Annotated in this window: 26 protein-coding genes; 8 read left to right on the forward strand and 18 right to left on the reverse strand. The window is 64.7% G+C overall.

The genetic code is table 11. From position 1 onward, the window contains the following. Positions 1-122: 122 nt before the first annotated feature. The 4 genes from U5771_RS13285 to U5771_RS13300 all read left to right on the forward strand — a co-directional run bounded on the left by U5771_RS13285 (position 123) and on the right by U5771_RS13300 (position 3,921). The gene (locus U5771_RS13285) at positions 123-1,340 is read left to right on the forward strand and encodes a DUF2863 family protein (RefSeq protein ID WP_322024409.1); all 1,218 of its coding nucleotides are present in this window, start codon (positions 123-125) and stop codon (positions 1,338-1,340) included. Positions 1,341-1,550: 210 nt separating this feature from the next. Next, positions 1,551-2,387, forward strand: a complete 837-nt coding sequence (locus U5771_RS13290) for a response regulator transcription factor (RefSeq protein WP_322024410.1) — start codon at positions 1,551-1,553, stop codon at positions 2,385-2,387. 75 nt (positions 2,388-2,462) lie between these two features. Continuing rightward, the gene (locus U5771_RS13295) at positions 2,463-3,137 is read left to right on the forward strand and encodes an energy-coupling factor ABC transporter permease (protein WP_322024411.1); all 675 of its coding nucleotides are present in this window, start codon (positions 2,463-2,465) and stop codon (positions 3,135-3,137) included. A gap of 136 nt (positions 3,138-3,273) precedes the next feature. Next, entirely contained in the window at positions 3,274-3,921 is a 648-nt protein-coding gene (locus U5771_RS13300; RefSeq protein WP_322024533.1) for a BspC domain-containing protein, read from the forward strand. 84 nt (positions 3,922-4,005) lie between these two features. On the opposite strand, the gene U5771_RS13305 is transcribed toward U5771_RS13300, so the two are convergent. Continuing rightward, a complete protein-coding gene (locus U5771_RS13305; protein ID WP_322024412.1) occupies positions 4,006-5,160 on the reverse strand; it encodes a M14-type cytosolic carboxypeptidase in 1,155 nt (384 codons plus the stop codon). A gap of 88 nt (positions 5,161-5,248) precedes the next feature. Further along, positions 5,249-6,031 carry a peroxide stress protein YaaA gene (gene yaaA, locus U5771_RS13310; protein ID WP_322024413.1) on the reverse strand — a complete coding sequence of 261 codons (783 nt, stop codon included), beginning with the start codon at positions 6,029-6,031 and terminating at the stop codon, positions 5,249-5,251. Positions 6,032-6,088: 57 nt separating this feature from the next. Here yaaA and U5771_RS13315 point away from each other — a divergent pair, with 57 nt between their 5' ends. After that, on the forward strand, positions 6,089-6,586 hold the full coding sequence (locus U5771_RS13315; RefSeq protein WP_322024414.1) for a putative toxin-antitoxin system toxin component, PIN family: 498 nt from the start codon (positions 6,089-6,091) through the stop codon (positions 6,584-6,586). A 33-nt stretch (positions 6,587-6,619) separates the two neighbouring features. Next, positions 6,620-7,792, forward strand: a complete 1,173-nt coding sequence (locus tag U5771_RS13320) for a pyridoxal phosphate-dependent aminotransferase (RefSeq protein ID WP_322024415.1) — start codon at positions 6,620-6,622, stop codon at positions 7,790-7,792. Positions 7,793-7,841: 49 nt separating this feature from the next. Here U5771_RS13320 and U5771_RS13325 read toward each other — a convergent pair whose 3' ends face one another. Further along, positions 7,842-8,498, reverse strand: a complete 657-nt coding sequence (locus U5771_RS13325) for a glutathione S-transferase (RefSeq protein WP_322024416.1) — start codon at positions 8,496-8,498, stop codon at positions 7,842-7,844. Positions 8,499-8,709: 211 nt separating this feature from the next. Between U5771_RS13325 and U5771_RS13330 the strand changes: the two genes are divergently transcribed. Together U5771_RS13330 and U5771_RS13335 are read left to right on the forward strand one after the other, a co-directional pair. Then, positions 8,710-9,501, forward strand: a complete 792-nt coding sequence (locus tag U5771_RS13330; protein ID WP_322024417.1) for an oxepin-CoA hydrolase, alternative type — start codon at positions 8,710-8,712, stop codon at positions 9,499-9,501. A gap of 174 nt (positions 9,502-9,675) precedes the next feature. After that, positions 9,676-10,368: a glutathione binding-like protein gene (locus U5771_RS13335; RefSeq protein WP_322024418.1), complete on the forward strand. Its 693-nt coding sequence runs from the start codon at positions 9,676-9,678 to the stop codon at positions 10,366-10,368. 51 nt (positions 10,369-10,419) lie between these two features. Here U5771_RS13335 and U5771_RS13340 read toward each other — a convergent pair whose 3' ends face one another. The 15 genes from U5771_RS13340 to nuoG form a co-directional block, all read right to left on the reverse strand. Beyond that, on the reverse strand, positions 10,420-10,896 hold the full coding sequence (locus tag U5771_RS13340; RefSeq protein WP_322024419.1) for a MaoC family dehydratase: 477 nt from the start codon (positions 10,894-10,896) through the stop codon (positions 10,420-10,422). Further along, positions 10,893-11,354 (reverse strand): MaoC family dehydratase, encoded by a 462-nt coding sequence (locus U5771_RS13345; RefSeq protein WP_322024420.1) that lies wholly within the window; start codon positions 11,352-11,354, stop codon positions 10,893-10,895. Before U5771_RS13345 ends, U5771_RS13340 begins: the two co-directional genes overlap by 4 nt. 34 nt (positions 11,355-11,388) lie before the next feature. Continuing rightward, positions 11,389-12,522, reverse strand: a complete 1,134-nt coding sequence (locus tag U5771_RS13350) for an acyl-CoA dehydrogenase (RefSeq protein ID WP_322024421.1) — start codon at positions 12,520-12,522, stop codon at positions 11,389-11,391. Positions 12,523-12,541: 19 nt separating this feature from the next. Then, positions 12,542-13,738 carry an acyl-CoA dehydrogenase family protein gene (locus U5771_RS13355; protein WP_322024422.1) on the reverse strand — a complete coding sequence of 399 codons (1,197 nt, stop codon included), beginning with the start codon at positions 13,736-13,738 and terminating at the stop codon, positions 12,542-12,544. Between the two features lie 56 nt (positions 13,739-13,794). Then, positions 13,795-14,217 carry a DUF1178 family protein gene (locus U5771_RS13360; protein ID WP_006750470.1) on the reverse strand — a complete coding sequence of 141 codons (423 nt, stop codon included), beginning with the start codon at positions 14,215-14,217 and terminating at the stop codon, positions 13,795-13,797. Between the two features lie 136 nt (positions 14,218-14,353). Beyond that, positions 14,354-14,944 (reverse strand): NUDIX hydrolase, encoded by a 591-nt coding sequence (locus U5771_RS13365; protein WP_322024423.1) that lies wholly within the window; start codon positions 14,942-14,944, stop codon positions 14,354-14,356. Positions 14,945-15,265: 321 nt separating this feature from the next. Then, a complete protein-coding gene (locus U5771_RS13370; protein WP_321820491.1) occupies positions 15,266-15,562 on the reverse strand; it encodes a DUF2818 family protein in 297 nt (98 codons plus the stop codon). Beyond that, a complete protein-coding gene (gene nuoN, locus U5771_RS13375; protein ID WP_322024534.1) occupies positions 15,562-17,016 on the reverse strand; it encodes an NADH-quinone oxidoreductase subunit NuoN in 1,455 nt (484 codons plus the stop codon). Before nuoN ends, U5771_RS13370 begins: the two co-directional genes overlap by 1 nt. Positions 17,017-17,055: 39 nt before the next feature. After that, positions 17,056-18,546 (reverse strand): NADH-quinone oxidoreductase subunit M, encoded by a 1,491-nt coding sequence (locus U5771_RS13380; RefSeq protein WP_322024424.1) that lies wholly within the window; start codon positions 18,544-18,546, stop codon positions 17,056-17,058. Between the two features lie 16 nt (positions 18,547-18,562). Then, a complete protein-coding gene (gene nuoL / locus U5771_RS13385; RefSeq protein WP_322024425.1) occupies positions 18,563-20,617 on the reverse strand; it encodes an NADH-quinone oxidoreductase subunit L in 2,055 nt (684 codons plus the stop codon). 17 nt (positions 20,618-20,634) lie between these two features. After that, positions 20,635-20,940 (reverse strand): NADH-quinone oxidoreductase subunit NuoK, encoded by a 306-nt coding sequence (gene nuoK / locus U5771_RS13390; RefSeq protein WP_004185739.1) that lies wholly within the window; start codon positions 20,938-20,940, stop codon positions 20,635-20,637. 18 nt (positions 20,941-20,958) lie between these two features. Continuing rightward, positions 20,959-21,609: an NADH-quinone oxidoreductase subunit J gene (locus U5771_RS13395; RefSeq protein ID WP_322024426.1), complete on the reverse strand. Its 651-nt coding sequence runs from the start codon at positions 21,607-21,609 to the stop codon at positions 20,959-20,961. Positions 21,610-21,723: 114 nt separating this feature from the next. Continuing rightward, on the reverse strand, positions 21,724-22,212 hold the full coding sequence (gene nuoI / locus U5771_RS13400) for an NADH-quinone oxidoreductase subunit NuoI (RefSeq protein WP_011885529.1): 489 nt from the start codon (positions 22,210-22,212) through the stop codon (positions 21,724-21,726). Positions 22,213-22,222: 10 nt separating this feature from the next. Continuing rightward, entirely contained in the window at positions 22,223-23,290 is a 1,068-nt protein-coding gene (gene nuoH, locus U5771_RS13405; protein ID WP_322024427.1) for an NADH-quinone oxidoreductase subunit NuoH, read from the reverse strand. Next, a complete protein-coding gene (gene nuoG / locus U5771_RS13410; RefSeq protein WP_322024428.1) occupies positions 23,291-25,621 on the reverse strand; it encodes an NADH-quinone oxidoreductase subunit NuoG in 2,331 nt (776 codons plus the stop codon). It abuts the gene before it with no gap. Positions 25,622-25,631: the final 10 nt, after the last annotated feature.

Here is a 25,631-nt window from a genome sequence, read left to right on the forward strand (position 1 = left end):
GATGGATTTTTCTTCAGCCCCGCCGATTCGGCCTTCCGGCCATGCCGCAGCACGAGACCGCTTATGGTGCAAAGAACGGACTAGAATGTGAGGTTCTTCGCCTCTTTCTATACGTATTTAATATGCGCCAGCGAATCGCCAAACGTCTCCCCCCCGACGCCGACAAACTGGTCGGTCTGTCGCTTGCGCTCTTCGCCTCGGGCAGCCGCATCGAGGATCGCTTCTGGGAAGCGAAGCTCGACGCGCTGCTCGCCAAGATCGTTCGCAACGGCAACCAGACCACGCTCGACGCGGCACTCGACCATCTGCAGCAGAACCACCCCGATGCCTATGGCGCGCTCGCCGACATGGCCGAGACGCATAGTGAATCGATGGTGGTCGAGCACGACGGCCAGCCGTACGATGCGCTGCTGGTCGCCGTTCCCGTTCTCGCCTGGACGCGCTACATGATTCCGTCGGGCCCGCTGAAAGGCGACGTCGCCGACGCACTGCGCACGCACCTGCAGGCGCACGTGCTCGCCACCGGCACGCTCGTCGGGCTGGCCCCGTTCCTGTACAGCATCGACCAGTTGCCGCGCCACCACGTCGAGACCTACCGGCTCGCCCAGCAGCTCGCGCACGCGGCGCTCGGCCAGCACGCCGCCAAGCTCAGCTTCGGCGACCTGCCCGAAACCTCGCCGATCCTGGCCGACCCGCGCTTCCTGCTCGCCGTCGTCGCCGCGCCGGCCGGCGCACCGCTGTTCCGCTGGCAGGAAGAAGAGCACGGCAACCGGATCGAACGCGGTCAGTGCCTCGAGCAATGGACCGCCCAGGGCGGCCCGAACCTGTCGGTTGCCCTCCCCGGCTGCGAGTTCGAATGCCTGCTTCCGGACGCGTACTATTCGGCCTGCCGTGATGCGGACGAGCGCATCCGTCCGCACACGGTCCGAACGGCCATCCGTTATCTTTTCGACACACTTGGTGCGGCACCGCAAGAGCTGCGCGCCGTGGTCGCGGGCTTCGGCGAGCGCCGGATCGACGAGTATCGCGTCGGCTTCACGCGACGCGCCAGCAACGACGTGATCTATGGCGTTGTATGGCCGCTCTACGGCCGAGAGAACGGCGACGTGTCGATCGACAGCGCGACGCTCGAAGGCGAAGCACCGATCGAAGGGCCGCTCGAGGAGATCGTGAGTCTGCTGAAGGAATGCGGCGTAACCGACGTCCGCCGGCACGCAGGCCGCTTCGAGCCCGAGTACTGCGACGATTGCGGCGTGCCGCTCTATGCGGATCCGCTCGGCGAGATCGTCCACGCGGAAATGCCGGAAGACGCATCACCCGCCCAGCCGCACTTTCACTGATCGTACACCGCAGGCCCGCTGAGCCTGCCCGACGAAGCCGCTCCCGGTGCCAGCCGGAGCGGCTTTTTTATCGCCCGCATTTCCCGTCACGCGAAATTTCAGACTTTTCCTAAGCCTTTCAGCCAAGCAGACATCGTGTAAGGTTTTTGTCATTATCGGATCCAACGCATGCCAACGGCAGCGCAATGACTCACCTTACGGAGGTTGAATATGCGGTTCCTGGTGCTGAACTCAGACGCCGAACGGCGTGACGGACTGAAGGCCCTGCTGCGGCAGATCGACCGTCACGCCAGCATCAACGATGCGCCCGATGGTTTCCAGGCGCGCCGGCTGCTGCGCACCCAACGTTTCGACCTCGTTGCCATCGACTGGCTGGACGTCGGCCGGCACAGCGAACTCCAGGCGCTCTGCAGCGCCTGCTCGCCGACACCCGCCGCGGTACTGATCGACGAATCCACCCCGGAAGCCATCCAGCGCTTCTACAACTATGGCGTCGCGGGCGTGATCCCGCACTCCACACGGCCGCACCTGATCGTGCGGGCACTCGAAATGGTTCTGCTGGGTGGCCATTACATCCCGCCGATCGCGCTCAGCCTGCTGCCCTCCGCCGCCGCGGCACGCCACGACGCCCATTTCCAGACGCTCGCCGAATCGCTGCCGCGCCGCCCGCCGAGCAGTCTCCTGTCGCCGAGACAGGCGCAGATCATGCGCTTCGTCCATATGGGCAGCACCAACAAGATGATCGCCCGCACGCTCGGCATCAGCGAAGGCACCGTGAAGATCCACCTCGCCAGCATCTTCCAGCAGCTGGGCGCGGCAAACCGCGCCGCCGCAGTCGCGATCTACAACGGCTGGCTGTCACCCCATCTCGAGGTGCTGCTGGCGAACCGTGATCGCGCCAGCAAGCCCGTCATCGGCGAACGCGGCCGGGTCCCGCTGCGCACGCAACGGAGCGACCGTCCATACCCGCTGCCTGCCGCGAACGCCGGCACCCGGGACCTGCCGCTCGCGGCCGAACCGACGGCGCGGTTTCGGCGCGAGAGCTGATCGGACAGTATCGATATTGCGACGGTCGACATGTGCGGATTCCCACCTTTGATGCTCAACGAGTAATATGGACCCATGGGTTTTCTCTTCACACCGCTTCCGCTCTGGGTTGGCATCGGTGGCTGGATCGCCGCCGTGGCGCTGCTCGTGCTCGCGCTCTGGAATCGTCCCTTCGTCCGTCTGCAGGACGCAACGCTCCAGCACGTGTGGCTCGCGCTCGTCACTGCGATCACGGTGCTCTGGGCCTCGAATGCATGGCTCGAGGACGGCATCGTCATGCACCTGCTCGGCGCGACGCTGCTCGTCACGCTGTTCGACTGGACGCTTGCGCTGCTCGCGATGGGGGTCGTCACGGCCGTCGCCGCGATCGTCTTCGATGCGCCGTGGCAAGGCATCGGCCTCACCTATCTGATCTACGGCGCGTTACCGGTCGCCGTGTCCGCGTTGCTGCAACGTGCCGCGATCGCGTGGCTCCCGCACAACCTCGCGTCGTTCATCACCGGCCAGGGATTCCTGTCACCGGCCATCGCGATCGTCGCGGTCGCCGCGGCCGCGGCCGGTGTCCAGCTCGCGCTCGCGGACGGCGTGCCCGTCGTGATTCCCGCCGGCTATCTGCTGAACACCGCGCTGCTCGCGCTGGGCGAAGCGTGGTTCACCGGCATGGCCACCGCGCTCATCGCCGTCTATCGTCCGGCGTGGGTCACGACGTTCGACGTTCGGCGCTATCGCCTCGGCGGCCCCCGCGCCTGAACGCGCGGGTCCCGATGCGATCGATGCACGCGACAATCCGCTTCCGCAGCGTGGGAGAGTGCGACATCTACTGCCGCACAACTTTTTTACGCTAAGATTGAACTCCTGTTCTTCATCGGGCATCTATACGTGCCCGATGTCTCATTCGCTCCTCACCAATAACCAGATGGACAGCTCACCTGCCTCGCTCCGGATTTTCCGGGCGCTCGGCAAGCTGGCAGCCTGTGTCGCGGGCCTGTCACTTGCGCTTCCGGCACCGGTATTCGCCGACCTCCTCGACCAGCGCTCCGAACTGATCAACAAATTCGTCAACGAGATGCATGCCGATCCGATCGTCGCCGATTGTGCGGCGCACGGCAGCTTCATCGCCAGTACGTCGTCGGCCTTCGACCGTGTCGACTTCGCGCCGAACGCGTTCGAAAGCGGCAACGCGACGATCACGCCGTGGAACGATTCGTTCGATCAGGGCAAGCAGCGCGTGAAGGTCGACAACATCGTCACCGTGGACGGTCTCGGCGTCCACACCGACGGCAGCGACCCGACACCGCTGAAATTCCGCTGCGGCTACGTCGGTCAGCAAATGCTTGCGTTCAGCTGGAACGATCCCGTACCGCCGCTGAAGCCGCGCGTCGAGCGCCCGTCGTCGTCGACGAAGAAGTTCAAGGGCAAGTCGCACCGCGGCAAGGTCAAGGCATCCGGCCGCACCGGCAAGAAAGCCGTCGCGACGAAGAAATCAAGCGGCCAGAAGAAAGCCGTGAAGAAGAAGACAGCAAAGAAGTCCTGATACGACGGAGCGGCAACGACAGAAGCAAAAAAGCCGGCGCATCGCACGATGCGCCGGCTTTTTTTCGTATCGACGACGACGCGCTTACGCGAACGTCTCGACGTGCACCAGGATTGCCGCCAGCATCGCCGCACCGAGTGCAGCGCTCCGTTCACCGTTCCAGCCGACCCGCTCGTCGGGCAGGTTCGCGTTGTCCTTGAACGGCATCTCGAGCGTCAGCGACAGGCAGCCGAACTGATGGCCGATGTACTTCGACGCGAGCTTGAGCGCGTCTTCCTTGTACTTGGTCGCCGCATAGCCGTGCTCGGTCTGGAAGTCCGGGCTCGCGACCTTGAACGCATTGATGAATGCGGTCTGCTCCGTGCCCTGCTGCCCGGTGAAGCGCGGCAGCATCTCCGAACCCGCGACGAACACATACGGCAGGTCCTCGTCGCCGTGAATGTCGAAAAACATGTCGCAGCCGATCGCATGGATCGCATCGCGCACGGCCAGCACTTCGGGGCTGCGCTCGGCATCGGGCTCCATCCACTCGCGGTTCAGGTTCGCGCCCGCCGCGTTGGTGCGCAGGTTGCCGTGCACGCTGCCGTCCGGATTCATGTTCGGGACGATGTAGAACGTCGCGCGGTCGTACAGCTTGCGCGCCACCGGATCGCCCGCCCAGTCGCCCCATCCGGCCAGCCGCTTGACAAGCCCTTCGACGAACCACTCGGCCATCGTCTCGCCGGGGTGCTGGCGCGCGATGATCCACACCTTCTTCTTCGGTGCACCGTCGACGTCCGGTGTGCCGAGCGTCAGCAGCGACATCGGGCGGCCTTCGACCGTGCGGCCGAGCTCGACGACGTTCGCCTGCGGCAATTGCTGAACCGCGCCGAGGAACGCCGCATGACGCTCTTCCGAGTACGGCTCGAAATACGCGTAGTAGATGCTGTCGAACTCGGGCGTATGGTCGATGGTCATCGTCTTGCCGTCGAACGACGTCGGCACGCGGAACCAGTCGACCCGGTCGTAGCTCGCGACCGCGCTGTAGTTGCGCCACCCCGACGGATACGCGCATTCGGCCGCATTCTCGAACGACATCACGCACCGCTCGCCACGCGCGCCCGTCAGGCGAAAGTAGAACCATTGCGCGAATTCCGAGCGGTTGTCGCCGCGTACGCGCAGCCGGATCGCGTCCGGGCTGTCGCACGACACGACGTCGATGGCGCCCGCGTCGAAATTGCTGGTGATCGAAAGGGTCATCTGTCTCTCCAATATCGACCGGAACGGGCGGTTTGCCGCGTGTCCGGCCTCATGCATGCGCCAGCCGTCTCGTGAACGGCCGGCCTGGTCACTCGCCGATTCGCCGGCGATATACGTAAGTCGAATCGTTCGACGCAGCGGCATCGAACGCGTAGTCTTCCACCGCGAAATCCTTCAGCGCCGCCGGCTCGGCGATGCGGTTCTCGACGATATAGCGCGCCATCAGGCCACGGGCGCGCTTCGCATGGAAGCTGATGATCTTGTAGCGGCCGCCCTTCCAGTCCTCGAACACCGGCGTGACGATCGGCGCGGCCAGCAGTTTCGGCTTGACCGACTTGAAGTACTCGGTCGACGCGCAGTTGACCAGCACGCGCGCCGCGCCGCTGCGCGTCTCGAGCTGCTCGTTCAGTGCCCGCGTGATCCGGTCGCCCCAGAACGCATACAGATCCTTGCCGCGCGCGTTCGCGAAACGGGTACCCATCTCGAGCCGATACGGCTGCAGCAGGTCGAGCGGACGCAGCAGCCCGTACAGGCCCGACAGCACGCGCACATGCTGCTGCGCATAGTCGAGATCGGCGGCCGACAGCGATTTGGCATCGAACCCTTCGTACACGTCGCCGTTGAACGCGAGCACCGCCTGCTTCGCATTGGCCGTCGTGAAGGTCGGCGACCAGTCCGCATAGCGCTGGAAATTCAGGCGCGCGAGCGGGTCGGAGATGTCCATCAGCGTCGAGATGTCCTGCGGCGACAGCTTGCGCAGGCTATCGATCAGTTCCGACGCGTCGTCGACGAATGCAGGCTTCGTGTAAGACGGGACGTGGGCGGGCGTATCGTAGTCGAGGGATTTGGCTGGGGAGAGAACGATTATCATAGAGGCTCGCTGGCACGCCGTGCCTTGCGGTCAGACGAAAACCACCGATTGTAACGAATGACCCGCTCCCTCGCCCCGCATGCCGCACAACGCGTCGTGCTCGACTCGAACGTCTGGATCGACATACTCGTATTCGACGACCCTGCCACACGCCCGATCCGGGCTGCGCTCGAACGCGGCACGCTGGCCGCCGTGATCGACGGCCGCTGCCTGAACGAACTCGCGCTCGTGCTTGACTACCCGCAATTCCAGGCCCGCGCAATCGATAAAGCCGAAGCGCTCGCGACCGTCGCTCGCCTGACGAGCCTCGTCGAGCCGCCGCCCGTCGACGCCGACGCGCCGCCGCTGCCGAAGTGCAAGGACCGCGACGATCAGAAGTTTCTCGAACTCGCGCGCGCCGCGCAGGCCGAATGGCTCGTGTCGAAGGACCGAGCGCTGCTCAAGCTCGCGAAGCGCACCGCTCGCGACTTCGGCTTCCGGATCGCGCAGCCCGCGCCGTTTACCGAAGCCTGCGCGCTCGATGCCGCGTCGGCCACCACCATCACGCCGGCCTGACGGGCCCGGCACCACCCGCTTGCGACCGTATCGATGAACGCTCCTTCCGACATGCCTACGACTCCCGTTTTCCCCTCGCGCCTGCCGAACGTCGGCACCACGATCTTCACGGTCATGAGTGCGCTGGCCGCCGAGAAAGGCGCCGTGAACCTCGGCCAGGGCTTCCCGGATTTCGATTGCGACCCGCGCATCATCGACGCGGTCGCGGCCGCGATGCGCAACGGTCACAACCAGTATCCGCCGATGGCGGGCGTCGCGCCGCTGCGCGACGCGATCGCCGACAAGATCGCGCAGGTCTACGGCCGGCGCTACGATCCGGCCACCGAGATCACGGTCACGGCCGGCGCGACGCAGGCACTGCTGACGGCGATCCTGTGCGCGGTGCATCCGGGCGACGAAGTGATCGTCGTCGAGCCGACCTACGACAGCTATCTGCCGTCGATCGAGCTCGCCGGCGGCAAGCCCGTGTTCGTCACGCTGGAAGCGCCCGACTATGCGATCCCGTTCGATCGCCTGGCCGCCGCGATCACGCCGAAGACGCGGATGATCATGATCAACACGCCGCACAACCCGACCGGCACCGTGTGGCGCGAGGCCGACATGCGCAAGCTCGACGAGATCGTGCGCGGCACCAACGTGCTGATCCTGTCGGATGAAGTGTACGAACACATGGTCTACGACGGCGCGCGGCACGAGAGCGTCGCACGCTACCCGGAACTGGCCGCGCGCAGCTTCATCGTGTCGAGCTTCGGAAAGACCTACCACGTGACGGGCTGGAAGGTCGGCTATGTCGCGGCGCCTGCCGCGCTGACCGCGGAGTTCCGCAAGGTCCACCAGTTCAACGTGTTCACGGTGAACACACCGATGCAGATCGGGCTCGCCGACTACCTGCGAGATCCGGCACCGTACCTGACGCTGCCCGACTTCTACCAGCAGAAGCGCGACTTCTTCCGCGCCGGCCTCGAACGCACGCGCTTCAAGCTGCTGCCGTGCCCTGGCACGTATTTCCAGTGCGTCGACTATTCGGCGATCAGCGACCTGCCCGAAGCGGAATTCTCGAAGTGGCTCACGTCGGAGATCGGCGTGGCGGCAATTCCTGTGTCGGCGTTCTATCACGCGCCGCACGAATCGGGCGTCGTACGCTTCTGCTTCGCGAAACAGGAGAGCACACTCGCCTCCGCGCTCGAACGGCTCGCGCGCCTGTAGGTTTCGCATGGTCGGCCGGGCGCGGCACGACACCGCGCCCGTGCCGCGCTTACGAACGCGCGGCGCTCGTTGCCTCGATATAGGCCTTGCGATCGGCCGCCACGCGCTGCGCGGCCGGCCGCTCGCCGACCAGCTTCGCGTGCGCCTTCCAGTCGACGCCGGCATCGAGCAGGAAGTCGCGGCCGAAGATGGCCTTCGTCGCCATCCCGATCACCGGCAGATGGATCGCTGCGGCAATGTCCGCAAGACTGAATGTGTCACCCAGCACGTAGGGCGAGAACCGCGCCATCCGCTTGAACGCATCGATCGCGCGCGGCAGGCGCTTCTCGACGTGCGCCTTCATCCCGTCGCTGACCTTGCCGCCGAAAAACGCTTCCGTATAGACCTCGCGCGCGGTCCATTCGAGATACAGCTCGAGCGTCTCGACGAGTTCGCGCACCTTCGCGGCCGCGAACGGTCCGGCAGGGAAAATGGCCTTGTCAGGATAACGTGCCGCCAGATACTCGATGATCACCTGCGACTCGAACAGCGCGCCCTCTTCCGTCTTCACGAACGGAATCTTGCCGAGCGGCGAATCGGCGAGCAGTGCCGGATCGCTGATCGGCAGGCTGCATGCCGATTCCTCGAACGGGATGTCATGTTCGAGCAGGACGAACTTCACCTTGTTGTAATAGTTGGACAACGGAATACCGCACAGCTGTAGCATCGGAGTCTCCTTCGTTGCTGATGCGCGGCCGCAGCGATGCCGGCCGCATCGGGATGCGTCACGCCGAAAAGCACGTTCGTGCTAGTCTAAAGCAGTTTCGCGTCCGTCACGACAACAATACATCCGCTGCGGCAGTATCCTCACGGGCATGTGCACGAGCCCGCGTGACATGCGGTGCCGCAGCCTTGCCATTCGATGGAGACACGCTCGCATGAGTGCTGAACTGCTGGCCTCGCGTCCGCCCGAGAGCGAATCGACGCTCGTCCTCACGCTATCCAATCCCGGCGCGCGCAACGCGCTGCATCCCGACATGTATGCGGCCGGCGTCGAAGCACTCGCCACCGCGGAGCGCGATCCCGCAATCCGCGCGGTCGTGCTCACGGGCGCCGATCGCTTCTTTTGCGCGGGCGGCAACCTGAACCGGCTGCTCGACAACCGCTCGAAGGATCCGTCCTGTCAGGCCGACAGCATCGATCAGCTCGCCGCGTGGATCACGGCGATCCGCGCGGCGACGAAACCCGTGATCGCGGCTGTCGAAGGTGCGGCGGCCGGCGCGGGCTTCTCGCTCGCGCTCGCGTGCGACCTGATCGTTGCCGCGCACGACGCGAAGTTCGTGATGTCGTACGCACGCGTCGGCCTCACGCCCGACGGCGGCGGCTCGTGGTTCCTCGCGCGTGCGCTGCCGCGAGCGCTCGCCGCCGAAATCCTGTTCGAGGGCAAGCCCATCGCGGCCGAGCGCTTGCACGCGCTCGGCGTCGTCAATCGGCTCGCCGTGCCCGGTGCCGCGCTGTCCGACGCGCTCGCGTGGGCCGACTCGCTTGCCGGCATCTCGCCGAACGCGCTGACGCGTATCAAATCGTTGCTCGACGATGCAATCGCGCAGCCGCTCGATGCGCATCTCGGCACCGAGCGCGATCACTTCGTCGCGTCGCTGCATCACACGGACGCGCTCGAAGGCATTACCGCGTTTCTCGAGAAACGCCAGCCGCGCTTCAAGCGCTGATCCGGCGCGCGCCCGCTGCTCGAACGGCATTGCCGTCGCCGCAGCGACACGCGCGTGCAGGCGCGCGGCCGCACGTTTCCGTCGCCTGCAACCCGCATCGATCCATGCTCTAATGACCGCCTGTCGCGGCGCCCTGTCGGCGCCGTTTTCGCGCATGCAATAAAGGAGTTGACGATGATCGACGTCTACAGCTGGGCGACCCCGAACGGCCACAAGGTACACATCATGCTCGAGGAAACGGGCCTCGCGTATCGTGCGCATCCGGTCGATATCGGTGCAGGCGACCAGTTCACGCCCGAATTCCTGAAGATCAGCCCGAACAACAAGATCCCCGCGATCGTCGACGCGGACGGCCCCGGCGGCAAGCCGATCTCATTGTTCGAATCGGGCGCGATCCTCGTGTACCTGGCGGAAAAGACCGGCAAGTTCCTGCCGACCGAGCCGGCCGCGCGCTACGCGACGCTCGAATGGCTGATGTTCCAGATGGGCGGCGTCGGCCCGATGCTCGGGCAGGCGCACCACTTCCGGCTGTATGCGCCGGAGAAGATCGAGTACGCGGTCAATCGCTACACGAACGAAGCGAAGCGCCTGTACAACGTGATGGAAAAACGTCTCGGCGAATCCAACTATCTCGCGGGCGACACGTACACGATCGCGGACATTGCGACGTTCCCGTGGACGCGTTCGTGGCAGAACCAGGGCATCGTGCTCGACGAACTGCCGAATGTGAAGCGCTGGCACGAAACGATTGCCGCGCGTCCGGCCGTGCGGCGCGGCGTCGAAGTCCTCGCGTCGCTGCGCAAGCCGCTGCAAGACGACAAGGCGCGCGAGATGCTGTTCGGCGCGACGCAATACGCGAAGCACTGAAGCAGCACGCGCCGTGAGACACAGGGGCATCCGTCGATGCCGCTGCGCGCCTCAGAAGTAGTGCAGCGTAATGAATTCCGCCGCGCAAACGAGCAACGGCGCATCAGGACGCTCAACCTGCACCGACACCGACCACGTCACCTGCACACCGCCCTGCGCAGCCGCCGCGGTTTCCTTCACCGCGAACAGCGCGCGCACGCGTGCGCCGACCGGCACCGGCTTCAGGAACCGCACGCGGTTCAGTCCGTAGTTCACCCCCATCTTCTGCTCGAAGCGCATCGCATCGGTCATCAGCGCGGGAATCAGCGACAGCGTCAGGAAGCCGTGCGCGATCGGGCCGCCAAACGGCGACTCGCGCCGCGCGCGCTCGGGATCGACGTGAATCCACTGGTGATCGCCGGTCGCGTCGGCGAAACCGTCGACCCGACGCTGGTCGAGCTCGACCCAGCCGCTCGCGAGCGGTTCCGCGCCGACCCGCTCATGCAGCGCCTGGGTCGACGCGATCAGCGGCAATGTCACGTCCGTCATGCGTCCGCTCCTTGCGGATGACGCAGGCCGAAGATCACCTTGGTATGCACGGTGATCACCGTGTCGCCGGCACCGTTGAGGCCGATCCACTCCGTCGACACGATGCCGCGATCGGGCTTGCTCGCCGACACGCGCTTGTCGTGGACCTTCTGGTACATCGTGATCGTGTCGCCGGCACGCACGGGCTTGAGCCAGCGGATCGAATCGATGCCGGGCGAGCCCATGCTGGTCGAATCCGGTCCCAGCTTCTTGATGAGCAGGCTCATGAACACCGAACACGTATGCCAGCCGCTCGCAACCAGTCCACCGAACGGCGATGCCTTGCCGGCCGCTTCGTCGAGGTGGAACGGTTGCGGATCGTAGCGTTGCGCGAACGCCTTGATGTCGTCCGGTTCGAACGTGTAGCGGCCGATTTCGGTCGTACTGCCGACTTCCAGATCTTCGTAACTGATACCCACTGTCTATCTCCTCTGGCGCGCTCGCGCGTCGCCGTCATGCCGCGTCGGTCTGCGCGAAATCCGGCAGGGCCGCGATGCGCGCAAGGTGATGATCGGTGTCGCCGAGTGTCGTCTCGATGATCGACAGCCGCTTGAACAGGTGCGCGGCGGCGACCTCGTTGGTCACGCCCATGCCGCCGTGCAGTTGCACGGCCTGCTGGCCGACGAAGCGCGCGGCCGCGCCGACCCGCGCCTTCGCGGCCGACACCGCCTTGCGCCGCGCGTCGGCATCGCCGCCCGCGTAACGCACGGCGGCCAGGTAAGTCAGCGAGCGCGCCTGCTCCGCGTGAATCAGCATGTCGACCATCCGGTGCTGCAGCGCCTGGAAGCGCGCGATCGGCACGCCGAACTGTTCGCGCGTCTTCGTGTATTCGACCGTCGCGCGGTTCAGTTCGTCGAGTGCGCCGACCGCTTCCGCGCAGAGCAGGAAGGTCGCGTAATCGGCAATCTGCTCGAGTGCGGCCGCATCGCGTGCGCCGCCCGTCAGCTGCCGCGCGGGCGTTTCATGCAACTCGATCGTCGCGGCACGCTGGCCGTCGATCGTCCGGTAGTCGACGAGTTTGACGCCCGCCGCATCCCGCTCGACGACGAACAGGCCGATGCCGCCGCCGTCGACGCGCGCGGGCACGATCCACGCATGCGCCTGCGCGCCGTGCTGAACGACCGACTTGGTGCCGGTCAACCGGTGCGTGCCGCCCTGCTCGCGTGCGTGCGTTTCGAGTTCGTACAGGTCGTAGCGCGCCCGCGGTTCGTGGAATGCAACGGCGAGGCGCTTCTGCCCTTGTGCAACCGCTTCCAGCAGCGCGGCATCGTTGCCCGTCCCGGACCCGGCGACACGCAGCGCCTCGACGCCGACCGCCGTCGCCCAGTACGGCTCGACCACGAGCGCGCGGCCGAGCGCCTGCATCGCGACCAGCATGTCGACCGGGCCGCCGCCGAATCCGCCCTGTGCGTCCGGCACCGGCAACGCGGTCAGGCCCAGCTCCGCGAATGCGCTCCATTGCGCGTCCGACACGCCCGCATCGCTGCGCACGATGGCCTGGCGCGCGTCGAAACCGTATTGCTCGCCAAGATAACGGCGCAGTGCATCGGCGAACTGTTCCTGCTCGTCGGTAAAGCTGAAATCCATGGTTGTCTCCGTTCCCTGATCACAGCCCCAGGATCATCTGCGCGATGATGTTCTTCTGAATCTCGTTCGAACCGCCGTAGATCGACGTCTTCCGGTAATTGAAGTAGTACGCGGCGAGCGGCGCCGCATCGTCGTCGCCGGCACTGCTGTGTTCGCGTTCGCCCGCGAGGAACGGGACGTCGAACGGCGCGGCGAGCGGCCCGATCGCCTCGAACATCAACTCGGTGAGCGCCTGCTGCACCTCGGTGCCCTTGATCTTCAGCATCGACGCTTCAGGACCCGGCCCCTTGCCGCTCGTCTCGCGGCTCACGACGCGCAGCACCGTCACCTCGAGCGCCATCAGCTCGACCTCGAGTGCCGCCACCTTGGCAGCAAACACGGGATCGGCGAGCAAGGGCTTGCCGTTCTTGCGCTGGTTCGACGCCACGCGCTTCAGGAATGCGAGCTCGCGCTTCGATGCGCCGACGCGCGCGATGCCGGTGCGCTCGTGGCCCAACAGGTATTTCGCGTAGGTCCAGCCGCGGTTTTCATCGCCGACGAGATTCTCGACGGGCACCTTCACGTCCTCGAAGAACACTTCGTTGACTTCGTGATCCTCGTCGAGCGTGATGATCGGGCGCACCGTGATGCCGGGCGTCTTCATGTCGATCAGCAGGAACGAGATGCCCTCCTGCTTCTTCGCCGCCGGATCGGTACGCACGAGACAGAACATCATGTCCGCGTACTGGCCGAGCGTCGTCCATGTCTTCTGGCCGTTGACGACGTAGTGATCGCCATGGCGTTCGGCGCGCGTGCGCAGCGATGCGAGGTCCGACCCGGAGCCCGGCTCGGAATAGCCCTGGCACCACCAGTCGGTGCCGTCGAGGATGCGCGGCAGATATTGGCGCTTCTGCGCTTCGCTGCCGTATTTCATCAGCACCGGCGCGACCATCGATACGCCGAACGGCAGCACGGTCGGCGCACCGATGCGTGCGCACTCCTCATCCCAGATGTGCCGCTGCGTCGCGTTCCAGTCCGGGCCGCCGTATTCGGCCGGCCAGGCGGGCGCGGACCAGCCGCGCTGGCCGAGAATCCGGTGCCAGCTCGCGAAATCCTCGCGGTCGAGTCGTTTGTGATCGAGTACCTTGGCGCGCAGTGCGTGAGGCAGATTGGCCTCGAGCCAGGCGCGGACGTCAACGCGGAACGCGTCGTCGGCGGGGGAATAATCCAGATCCATGCGCAGTGTCTCCTGGCCGCGGCCGTCCCCGGCCCGGCAAGGACACACTGCATACGTCATTGCAGCGGTTCTTTCAGCGCGGCAGGAATCGGCAGCGGCATCACGTCGATGCCTTCTTCGACCAAGGATTGCGCATCCTCCGGCGTCGTGACGCCACGAATGCTGCGTGCCGGCGCCTCGTTGTAATGGATGCGCCGCGCTTCCTCGGCGAAGCGCTCGCCCACGTTCTCGGTCTTCTCCAGCACCTCGCGCAGCGCGCGCATCACCTGCGCCTGCAGCGCACGCGGATCGGCCGGCTGCGCCTGCGTCGCGCCCGACAGGTTCAGGCGAGGCGCCGACGGCATTCGGTTGATCTCGGTCGTCCCGCACACCGGACATTCGACCAGCTTGCGGGACAACTGCGCTTCGAACTCATCGGCGGAAGCGAACCAGCCTTCGAACCGATGACCGTGCGGGCACTGTAAATCGAGGACCTTCATGCTGAATCAGGGCGTCTGACGAGTGTAGCGCAAAACGCGCTTTTGTGAACGATCGTGCTAAACCAGGATCGCGCGGCCGGACAGCGGCCGCGTCACCCGATTGTAACGCGGCGCCCCACCCGCCGCTGACGCGCGGTCAGGGCTGCACGACCGGGCCGAGCGGCCAGGTGCCGGACAGCACCTTGTCGAGCCACATCGTGCCGATGATCGTCTTCACGTCGGTGATCTGGCCCGTGCGCACCCACTCCTGGAGGTCGGCTTGCGTCGCCGTGAAGGTTTCGAGGAATTCGCCTTCGTCGAGTTTGCGCTCGCCGGCCGTCAGCCCGCGCGCGAGATACAGGTCGATGAATTCGGTCGAATAGGAAATGATCGGGTGAATCCGGGCCAGGAACACGTATTCGCGTGCCGTGTAGCCGGTTTCCTCGCGCAGCTCGCGCACCGCACAGGCGAGCGCGCCTTCGTTCGGATCGAGCTTGCCGGCCGGGAATTCGGCCATGACCTTGCCGATCGGATAGCGATACTGGCTTTCCATCAGCACGCGACCGTCGTCGAACAGCGGGATCACCATCACCGCGCCCGGGTGCTGGACGTATTCGCGCGTGGCCTGCTTGCCGTCCGGCAAACGGACGGTATCGCGCTTGAGCTTGAGGAACGAGCCGTCGAAAATCGCCTCGCTCTCGAGGCAGGTTTCGGTCAGTGCGGCATCGTGATTGGGTAGTTCGGCCATCGGCGGCTCCAAGAATGAGCGCGACGGCCAAGGGCCTGTCCGCGCTAATAACGAGCTTGTGCTGGCCGCCAGAAGGGCCGAGCGCAAGGATTGCGACGAAGCGAATACTCGACATATTCGCAAGGAGCATGACGCCGCGATCGGCCCTTCTGGCGGCCAGCCCCACGAATGATTTTTTCCAATCAGGGGAACGCGCCTAGCCGGCCGCACTGCGGCATCGATCGTCGCTTGTTTGGCGCGACCAAACGGCGCTCCTCACTCCTTGCATTGCAGCCGGCAAGGCGCGTTCGCAAGCTCGTTATTAGCGCGGACAGGCCCTTGTCAGCGTCGTTTGACGAGATACTGGAACGTGAAGCCGGGAAACGCGAACACGACAAAGAGACTGAACGTGATCGCGTAAAACTGCCAGCCCTGTTCGAAGCGGTTGCCGGCGCGCGACTCGAGCCAGAAGCCGAGCGCGCCGACCACGAAATACAGCACGATCAGCTCGCCGATCCGAACCCACGCGTTCTTCCTGGTCGCACCGATCGGCACGACGGCGAAGAGGCGTTGGTTCAGGAACGGCAGGTTGGCGCACACGAGCGCCAACAGCACGATGAACCAGCCGGCTGCCGACATTACAGCGGCAGCGTGTGACGGATCGCCTGCAGGCAGGCCGTCAGCAGCGGGCTCGGGATCAGGCCGAGCACGACGACTGCAAGACCGTTCAGCACGAGGATCGTGCGCTTGCAGAAATCGCCGGTGACCGGGGTCGTATCCTGCGGGGCATCGAAGTACATCAGCTTGACGATGCGCAGGTAGTAGAACGCGCCGAACAGCGACGTGATCACGGCCAGCACGGCCAGCCACGTGAGGCCCGCGTTGACGGTCGCCTCGAGCACCGCGAGCTTCGCATAGAAGCCGACGGTCGGCGGGATACCGGCCAGCGAGAACATCATGACCATCATCACGAACGCGAACACCGGGCTGCGCTTGTTGAGGCCCTTGAAGTCGTCGATCGTTTCCGCTTCGAAATCGCGGCGCGCGAGCAGCATCACCACGCCGAACGAGCCGAGCGTCGTGATCAGGTAGACGATCGCGTAGAACATCGCCGAGCTGTACGCGTTCGCCGGTGCGGCCGCGTCGCCCTTCACGATGCCGGCGAGCAGGCCGAGCAGCACGAAGCCCATGTTCGAGATCGCCGAGTACGCGAGCATCCGCTTGATGTTGCGCTGGACGATACCGGTGATGTTACCGACGATCAGCGACAGCGCGGCGAGGATCACGAGCGCGGTCTGCCAGTTCTGTGCGAGCGGCAGCAGGCCCATCACCAGGAAGCGCAAACCCCACGCGAACGCGGCAACCTTCGGGCCGCCGCCGACGAACAGCGTCATCGCGGTCGGTGCGCCCTGGTAGACGTCCGGCACCCACATATGGAACGGCACGGCGCCGAGCTTGAACGCGATGCCGGCGACGATGAAGATCACGCCGAACATCAGCACGGCTGCATCGGTGTTGCCGCCGACCGCCTTGTACACCTCGCCCAGCTCGAGCGAGCCGGTCGCGCCGTAGAGCATCGAGATGCCGTACAGCACGAAGCCCGACGCGAGCGCGCCCAGCACGTAGTACTTCATCGCGGCTTCGCTCGACTGCGGGGCATCGCGGCGCAGCGCGATGATCGCGTACAGCGACAGCGACATCAGTTCGAGGCCGAGGTACAGCGTCAGGAAGTTGTTGCCCGACACCATCACCAGCTGACCGAGCAGCGAGAACATGCCCAGCAGGAACACGTCGCCGCGGAACATGTCGCGGTCTTCGAGGTACTTGCGCGAATAGACGAGCGAGACCGCGAAGCCGATCGACACGACGGCCTTCATCATGCTCGCGAACGAGTCGACGACGACCATCCGCGAGAAGAAGTAGTACTGCTGCGGATCCAGCGCCTGCACGGCGAACCACACGCCGGCGACGACCGACGAAACCACCGCGATCAGATAGGTCAGGCGGCGGCCGGAAGCACCGGTAAAGGTGTCGTTCAGCCATGCGACGACGATGGCGGCCATCACCAGCGCGTCAGGCAACAGGACATTCATAGGAGCGTTTTGCATGATCTTGATTTCCTCCGCTCGCGATTACTGGCCCAGCGGCAGCTTCGACTGCGCGACATGGGAGAGGAGGTTTTCCACGGAAACGTGCATCACGTCGGTGAAAGGCTTCGGATACAGGCCCATCAGCATCGTGAACGCGGCGAGCACCGCCAGCATCACGAATTCGCGACGGCCGATGTCCTTCAGCTTGGCAACGTGATCGTTCGCCACCGCGCCGAAGTACACGCGCTTGTACATCCACAGCGTGTAGGCGGCGCCGAGGATCAGCGTGAATGCCGCGCCGAACGCGATCCAGAAGTTGTACTGGACGGCCGCGAGAATCACCATGAACTCGCCGACGAAACCCGAGGTACCCGGCAGGCCGCAGTTGGCCATCGAGAACAGCATCGCGAATGCCGCGAACTTCGGCATCACGTTGACGACGCCGCCGTAATCGGCGATCTCGCGCGAGTGCACACGGTCGTACAGCACGCCGATGCACAGGAACATCGCGCCCGACACGAAGCCGTGCGAGATCATCTGGATGATCGCGCCTTCGACGCCGAGCTGGTTGAAGATGAAGAAGCCGAGCGTCACGAAGCCCATGTGCGCGATCGACGAATACGCGACCAGCTTCTTCATGTCGGACTGCACCATCGCGACGAGGCCGATGTAGATCACCGCGATCAGCGACAGCGTGATCACGACCGGTGCCAGGAAGTGGCTTGCGTCAGGCGTGATCGGCAGCGAGAAGCGCAGGAAACCGTACGCGCCGAGCTTCAGCATGATCGCCGCCAGCACGACCGAACCGCCCGTCGGCGCTTCCACGTGCGCGTCCGGCAGCCAGGTGTGCACCGGCCACATCGGCACCTTCACCGCGAACGCGAGGAAGAATGCAATGAACAGCAGGATCTGCGGCGTCATCGCGATCTTGGCGTTCTGCCACGTCGCGAGATCGAACGAATGCGTCTGCGTGTACAGGTAGATCAGCGCGACCAGCATCAGCAGCGAGCCGGCCAGCGTGTACAGGAAGAACTTGAACGCCGCATACACGCGGTTCGGGCCGCCCCACACGCCGATGATGATGTACATCGGGATCAGGGTCGCCTCGAAGAACACGTAGAACAGCAGGCCGTCGGCCGCCGAGAACACGCCGATCATGATCCCGGACAGGATCAGGAACGCCGCGAGGTACTGCGCGACGTTCTCGGTGATCACTTCCCACGCGGCGATCACGACGATCACCGTGATCAGCGCGGTCAGCACGACGAACCACATCGAGATGCCGTCGACGCCGAGGTGGTACGAGATGTCGAAGCGTTCGATCCAGGTCGACTGCTCGACGAACTGCAGTGCAGCCGTGCTCGAGTCGAAGCCCGTGATCAGCGGGATCGTGACCGCGAGACCGAGCAGCGAACCGATCAGCGCAACCCAGCGGGCCGTCCCCGGATTTTTGTCGTTACCCACCGCGAGCACGAGGAGGCCGAAAACGATCGGCAGCCAGATCGCGGTACTGAGAATCGGAAAAGCGTGCATTAAGTTGTCCCCCGCCTTATTTGCCGCCGAGCGTTACAAACAGGGTCAGGAGCCCCAGCATGCCGATGATCATGGCGAACGCGTAGTGATAGATGTAACCGGATTGGAGGAAGCGGATCACGCTGGCGAACCAGCCGATGAACCGGGCGCTGCCGTTGACGAGGCCGTCGATCACGACGACGTCACCTTCCTTCCACAGGCCGCGGCCGATCGCCACCGAACCACGGGCGAACACCACTTCGTTGATCTTGTCCATGTAGTACTTGTTGTCCAGCAGCGTGTAGATCGGACCGAACGCGCGGCGGATCGACGCCGGCAGCTCCGGACGCTTCAGGTACAGGAACCACGCGACGACGACACCGGCGAGCGCCAGCCAGACCGGCAGGCCCGACACCGAGTGCAGGCCCATGCCCACCCAGCCGTGGAACTCTTCGGCCATCTCGGCCAGTGCCGGATGGTTTTCGCCGATGAAGATCACCTTGTCGAATGCGACGCCGTGCTGGAAGAAATCGCCGAACAGCATCGGGCCGATCGCGATCGCACCGATGATCACCGACGGGATCGCCAGCAGGACCAGCGGCACCCACACGACCCACGGGGTCTCGTGCGGCTCGTGCGCGTGGTCGTCATGACCGTGGCCATGGCCGTGATCGTCGTGGCCGTGCGCAGCCGCCATGCCCATCGGCGATTCCGGATGCTTCGGCTTGCGGAAACGCTCTTCGCCGTGGAACACCAGGAAGTACATGCGGAACGAGTACAGCGCCGTGACGAACACGCTCGCGACGACCGCGAAGTACGCGAAGCCCGAACCCGGCAGGTGCGACAGCTTCACCGCGTCGATGATCGAGTCCTTCGAGTAGAAGCCCGAGAAGAACGGCGTACCGATCAGCGCCAGCGAACCGACGAGCGACGTGATCCACGTGATCGGCATGTACTTGCGCAGGCCGCCCATGTTGCGGATGTCCTGGTCGTGATGCATGCCCATGATCACCGAACCGGCGCCGAGGAACAGCAGCGCCTTGAAGAACGCGTGCGTCATCAGGTGGAACAGTGCGACCGGGTACGCGGACACGCCGAGCGCGACCGTCATGTAGCCGAGCTGCGACAGCGTCGAGTACGCGACCACGCGCTTGATGTCGTTCTGGATGATCCCGAGGAAGCCCATGAACAGTGCCGTGATCGCACCGATCACCGTGATGAACGACAGCGCGGTATCCGACAGTTCGAACAGCGGCGACATGCGCGACACCATGAAGATGCCGGCCGTCACCATCGTCGCCGCGTGAATCAGCGCGGAGATCGGGGTCGGGCCTTCCATCGAGTCGGGCAGCCACACGTGCAGCGGGAACTGTGCCGATTTACCCATCGCGCCGATGAACAGGCAGATACAGGCGACGGTCAGCAGGCCCCAGTCGGTGCCCGGGAAGTGCAGGCTTGCGAGCTCGGCACGCTTCGCGAACACTTCGCCGTAGTTCATCGAACCCGCGAACGCGAGCAGCAGGCCGATGCCCAGCAGGAATCCGAAGTCGCCCACGCGGTTCACGAGGAACGCCTTCATGTTCGCGTAGATCGCGCTCTCACGCGTGAAGTAGAAGCCGATCAGCAGGTACGACACCAAACCCACCGCTTCCCAGCCGAAGAACAGCTGCAGGAAGTTGTTGCTCATCACGAGCATCAGCATCGAGAACGTGAACAGCGAGATGTACGAGAAGAAGCGCTGGTAGCCGTCTTCTTCCGACATGTAGCCGATCGTGTACACGTGCACCATCAGCGAGACGAAGGTCACGACGACCATCATCATCGCGGTCAGCGAATCGACGAGGAAGCCGACTTCGAGTTTCAGCGAGCCGACGTTCATCCATTCATAGACGGTCGCGTTGAAGCTCGCGCCGCCTATCACGTCGAGGAAGACTTTCGCCGACAGGAGGAACGCGATCAATACGCCGAGGATCGTGATCCGGTGTGCGCCCTTGCGCCCCACTGCGTTCCCGAACAGCCCCGCAATCAGCGAGCCGGCCAGCGGAGCGAGCGGAATCGCCAGCAGCAGGTTTTCATTGAGTGTCGTTGACATAACAGCGTTGCCTGAAATTAACCTTTGAGCTGATCGAGATCCTCGACATTGATCGTGTCGAGCTTACGGAACAGGGTCACCAGAATCGCGAGACCGATCGCGGCTTCCGCTGCGGCGACGGTCAGCACGAAGAACACGAAGATCTGGCCGTGCACGTCGCCGAGGTAGTGCGAGAACGCGACGAAGTTGGTGTTCACCGCCAGCAGCATCAGTTCGATCGCCATCAGGATGATGATGATGTTGCGGCGGTTCAGGAAGATCCCGACGATCGCGATCGCAAAGAGGATCGCGCCGAGCACGAGGTAGTGAGCAAGAGTCAGCATGGTTTTCTTTTCCTCCGCTTAGCCGTTGGTGCCCGAACCGGCTTCGCTCTGCGCCGTTTCCGGCTGCGGCTTTTCCGCTTCCATCTTCACGAGGCGCACGCGGTCGTTGCGGCGCACCTTGACCTGATCCGACACGCGCTGGCGCTTGCTGTCCTTGCCCTTGCGCTCGGTCAGCCCGATCGCGGCGATGATCGCGACCAGCAGCACCAGGCCGGCGATTTCAAACGCGAAGATGTAGTCGGTGTAGATCACCTTGCCGATCAGTCGCGTGTTCGACCAGTCGGCCATCGCGCCCGTCGCCATCGCGTGCACCGTGTGCGTGTCGCCGTAGCCGCGCCACAGGATCAGCGCGGTCTCGACCACGATGATCGCGCCGACGACGGTCGCCATCGGTACGAAGCGCTTGAAGTCGCGGCGCAGGTAATCGATGTTGATGTCCAGCATCATCACGACGAACAGGAACAGCACCATCACGGCGCCCACGTACACCAGCACCAGCAGGATCGCGAGGAACTCCGCTTCCAGCAGCATCCAGATCGCGGCGGCGTTGAAGAACGCCAGCACAAGGAAAAGCGCAGACGCCACCGGGTTGCGCGAAGTGATCACCTTCAGCCCGGATACCACCAGGAGCAGCGCGAAGATGTAGAACAGTACGGTCGTGAATTCCATGATTACCGGTTCATCGTTAGGCCATAGTCAGGCGCGGCTTGCGGGACGCTCTCGCGTGCCGCACCCGTCGCGGCGGCTCGGCCCGTTCATGCCGGGCCGGCACTGCAAACACAATCAACGATACGGCGCGTCGGCAGCCTTCGCCGCAGCGATGTCCTTCTCGTAGCGATCGCCCACCGCGAGCAGCATTTCCTTCGTGAAATAGAGGTCGCCGCGCTTTTCGCCGTGGTACTCGAGAATCTGCGTCTCGACGATCGAATCGACCGGGCAGCTTTCTTCGCAGAAACCGCAGAAGATGCACTTCGTCAGGTCGATGTCGTAGCGCGTCGTGCGGCGCGTATTGTCCGCGCGCGTTTCCGATTCGATCGTGATCGCCATCGCGGGGCACACGGCCTCGCAGAGCTTGCACGCGATGCAGCGCTCTTCGCCGTTTTCATAGCGGCGCAGCGCATGCAGCCCGCGGAAGCGCGGCGAGATCGGGGTCTTTTCTTCCGGGAACTGCACGGTGAACTTGCGCCGGAACGTGTAACGACCGGTCAGCGCGAGCCCCTTCAGCAGCTCCGTCAGGAAGAAGGTCTTAAAGAAGTGTTGGATAGCCGTCATGATTTCGTCCTTACTTCACCCAGATGTTGAGCGGCGACATCATCCAGCAGCCGACCACGACCACCCAGATCACCGTGACGGGCAGGAACACCTTCCAGCCCAGACGCATGATCTGGTCGTAACGGTAGCGCGGGAACGTCGCACGCACCCAGATGAACACCGACAGCAGCGCGAATACCTTCAGCACCAGCCAGAAGATGCCCGGAATGAACGACAGGAATTCGAACGGTGCATCCCAGCCGCCGAGGAACAGCGTCGCGGCGAGTGCCGAGATCACGATCATGTTGATGTACTCGGCGAGGAAGAACAGCGCGAACGCCATGCCCGAGTAATCGATCATGTGACCCGCGACGATCTCCGACTCCCCTTCCACCACGTCGAACGGGTGACGGTTCGTTTCGGCGATGCCGGACACGAAGTAGACGACGAACGCCGGCAGGAGCGGCAGCCAGTTCCACGACAGGAAGTTCACGCCGTGGCCGGCGAAGAAGCCATGCTGCTGCGAGTTGACGATTTCCGACATGTTCAGGCTGCCGGCCGTCATCAGCACGAGCACCAGCGCGAAGCCCATCGAGATTTCGTACGAGACCATCTGCGCCGCGGCGCGCATCGCGCCGAGGAACGCGTACTTCGAGTTCGACGCCCAGCCGGCGAGGATCACCGCGTACACGCCGATCGACGAGATCGCCATCGCGTACAGCAGGCCCGCGTTGATGTTCGCGAGCACGGCCTGGGCCTGGAACGGGATCACGGCCCACACGGCGAACGCCGGCACGACGGTCATGACCGGCGCGATCAGGTACAGCCAGCGGCTCGCTGCGCTCGGCTGAATGACTTCCTTCAGCAGCAGCTTCAGCACGTCGGCGATCGGCTGCAGCAGGCCGCCGGGGCCGACGCGGTTCGGGCCGAGACGCACGTGCATCCAGCCGATCAGCTTGCGTTCCCACAGAATCAGGTACGCGACGCACAGCAGGATGACGACGGAGACGACGAGGATGCGCACGACTGCCCACACCGTCGGCCACGCGACGCCGAGAAGCTGGGCGCCGCCCGCGTTGATCGTATCGAACAAGCTCATTTACGCCTTCTCCACCACCAGTTCACCGGACAGGCTGCCGAGCGCTGCGCCGGCAGGCGTTGCCGCCGACACGCGAACGACCGTCTCCGCAAGATTCGCGTCGCGCACGGCCGGCAACTGCACCGCACGCTCGCCCTGGCGCACGCGCACCGCGTCGCCTTCCTTCAAGCCCAGCTTGTCGAACAGCGCGGCCGGCAGGGCTGCGGCATTCGCCACCTTCGCGGCGGCCGTCAGGTGCAGCGCACCTGCGCGGCGCACGAGTGCGTCGGCATGATAGATCGGCACGTCGGCGAGGCGCTCGAAGCTGCCGTTCGCGGCAACTGCCGCGACGCGAGCCGGTGCGACCGACGCCTGGTTCGACAGACGGTTCGCGACGCCTGCGTCGCCGAGCGCCGCGAGACGCACTTCTTCCGCCGTTTCGTATTCGAAGTTCGGCAGGCCGAGCAGACTGCCCAGCACGCGCAGCACCTTCCACGCCGGACGCGTGTCGCCGAGCGGGCGCACGACGCCGTTGAAGCTCTGCACCGAGCCTTCCGCGTTCACGTACGTACCGGCCGTTTCCGTGAACGGCGCGATCGGCAGCAGCACGTCGGCGTAATCGAGGCCGTGCCTGAACGGCGACATCACGACGACCATTTCGGCCTGGTTCAGCGCGGCAAGCGCCTGCGCCGGATCGGCCGTGTCGAATTCCGGTTCGACGTTCAGCAGCACGTAGCCCTTGCGCGGCTGCGCGAGCGCTTCGCGTGCGTTCAGGCCACCTTCGCCCGGCAGTGCGCCGACGACGTGCGCACCGACCGTGTTCGCCGCTTCCGTCAGGAAGCCGAACGTGGCGCCGGTGTGGTCGGCGATCCACTGTGCGACGGCGTGCAGCTTCGCGAATTGCGGGTGACGGACGGCCGCGTTGCCGAGCAGCACCGCACGGCGCTCGCCGTTCGCGAGCGACTGGGCGACGGCTTGCGCAGCCGGCGATGCCGTGACGCCCGCGAGCGTGTCCGGCAGCGCGACGCCGCGCAGTTGCGAGACGGCTGCAGCAACGCCGGCCAGCTCGTCGAGCCATGCCGACGGCGCGGCGACGATGCGCTTCGCGGTCGGGATCAGCGAGTCGTCGGCGGTCGCGTGCAGGAAGTGCAGCTTCGCGCCGTTCTTCGCAGCCTGACGCAGGCGTGCGGCGAACAGCGGGTGGTCACGGCGCAGGAACGAACCGACGACGAACGCGGCATCCACGTTCGACAGGTCGGCGATCGGCATGCCGAGCCACGGTGCGCCCTGGACCGGCGCCGAGAAATCCTGCTGACGCAGACGGAAGTCGACGTTCGGCGTCTTCAGTTCGTTGGCGAGCTGCTTCACGAGGAACAGCTCTTCAGCGGTGCTGTGCGCGCTCGCGAGCATCGCCAGCGCGTTCGCGCCGTGATCCGCGGCGATGCCCTTCAGGCCCTTCGCGACATATTCGAGCGCGGTCTGCCAGTCGGTTTCGATCCACTGGCCGCCCTGCTTCAGCATCGGCTTCGTCAGGCGCTCTTCGCTGTTCAGGCCTTCGTACGAGAAACGATCCTTGTCCGAGATCCAGCATTCGTTGATCGCTTCGTTCTCGAACGGCAGCACGCGCATCACGCGGTTGTTCTTCACCTGCACGACGAGGTTCGCGCCGACGGAATCGTGCGGGCTCACCGACTTGCGGCGCGACAGTTCCCAGGTACGGGCGCTGTAGCGGAACGGCTTGCTGGTCAGCGCGCCGACCGGGCACAGGTCGATCATGTTGCCCGACAGTTCGGAGTCGACCGTCTTGCCGACGAACGTCGTGATTTCCGAGTGTTCGCCACGACCCAGCATGCCGAGCTCCATCACGCCGGCGATTTCCTGGCCGAAGCGGACGCAGCGCGTGCAGTGGATGCAGCGCGACATTTCTTCCATCGAGATCAGCGGGCCCACGTTCTTGTGGAACACCACGCGCTTCTCTTCCGAGTAGCGCGACGACGACTTGCCGTAGCCGACCGCCAGATCCTGCAGCTGGCATTCGCCGCCCTGATCGCAGATCGGGCAGTCGAGCGGGTGGTTGATGAGGAGGAATTCCATCACCGACTGCTGCGCCTTCACGGCCTTGTCGGACTGCGTGCGCACGATCATGCCGGCCGACACGGGCGTCGCGCAGGCAGGCACGGCCTTCGGCATCTTCTCGACTTCGACGAGACACATCCGGCAGTTGGCCGCAACCGACAGTTTCTTGTGATAGCAGAAGTGAGGAATGTACGTATCCGCCTTGTGCGCAGCCTGGATCACCATGCTGCCTTCGGGCACCTCGACCTTCTTGCCGTCTATTTCAAGTTCAACCATGATGGTGAAT

The organism is Burkholderia sp. BCC1977 (assembly GCF_905339595.1).
GTDB lineage: Bacteria > Pseudomonadota > Gammaproteobacteria > Burkholderiales > Burkholderiaceae > Burkholderia.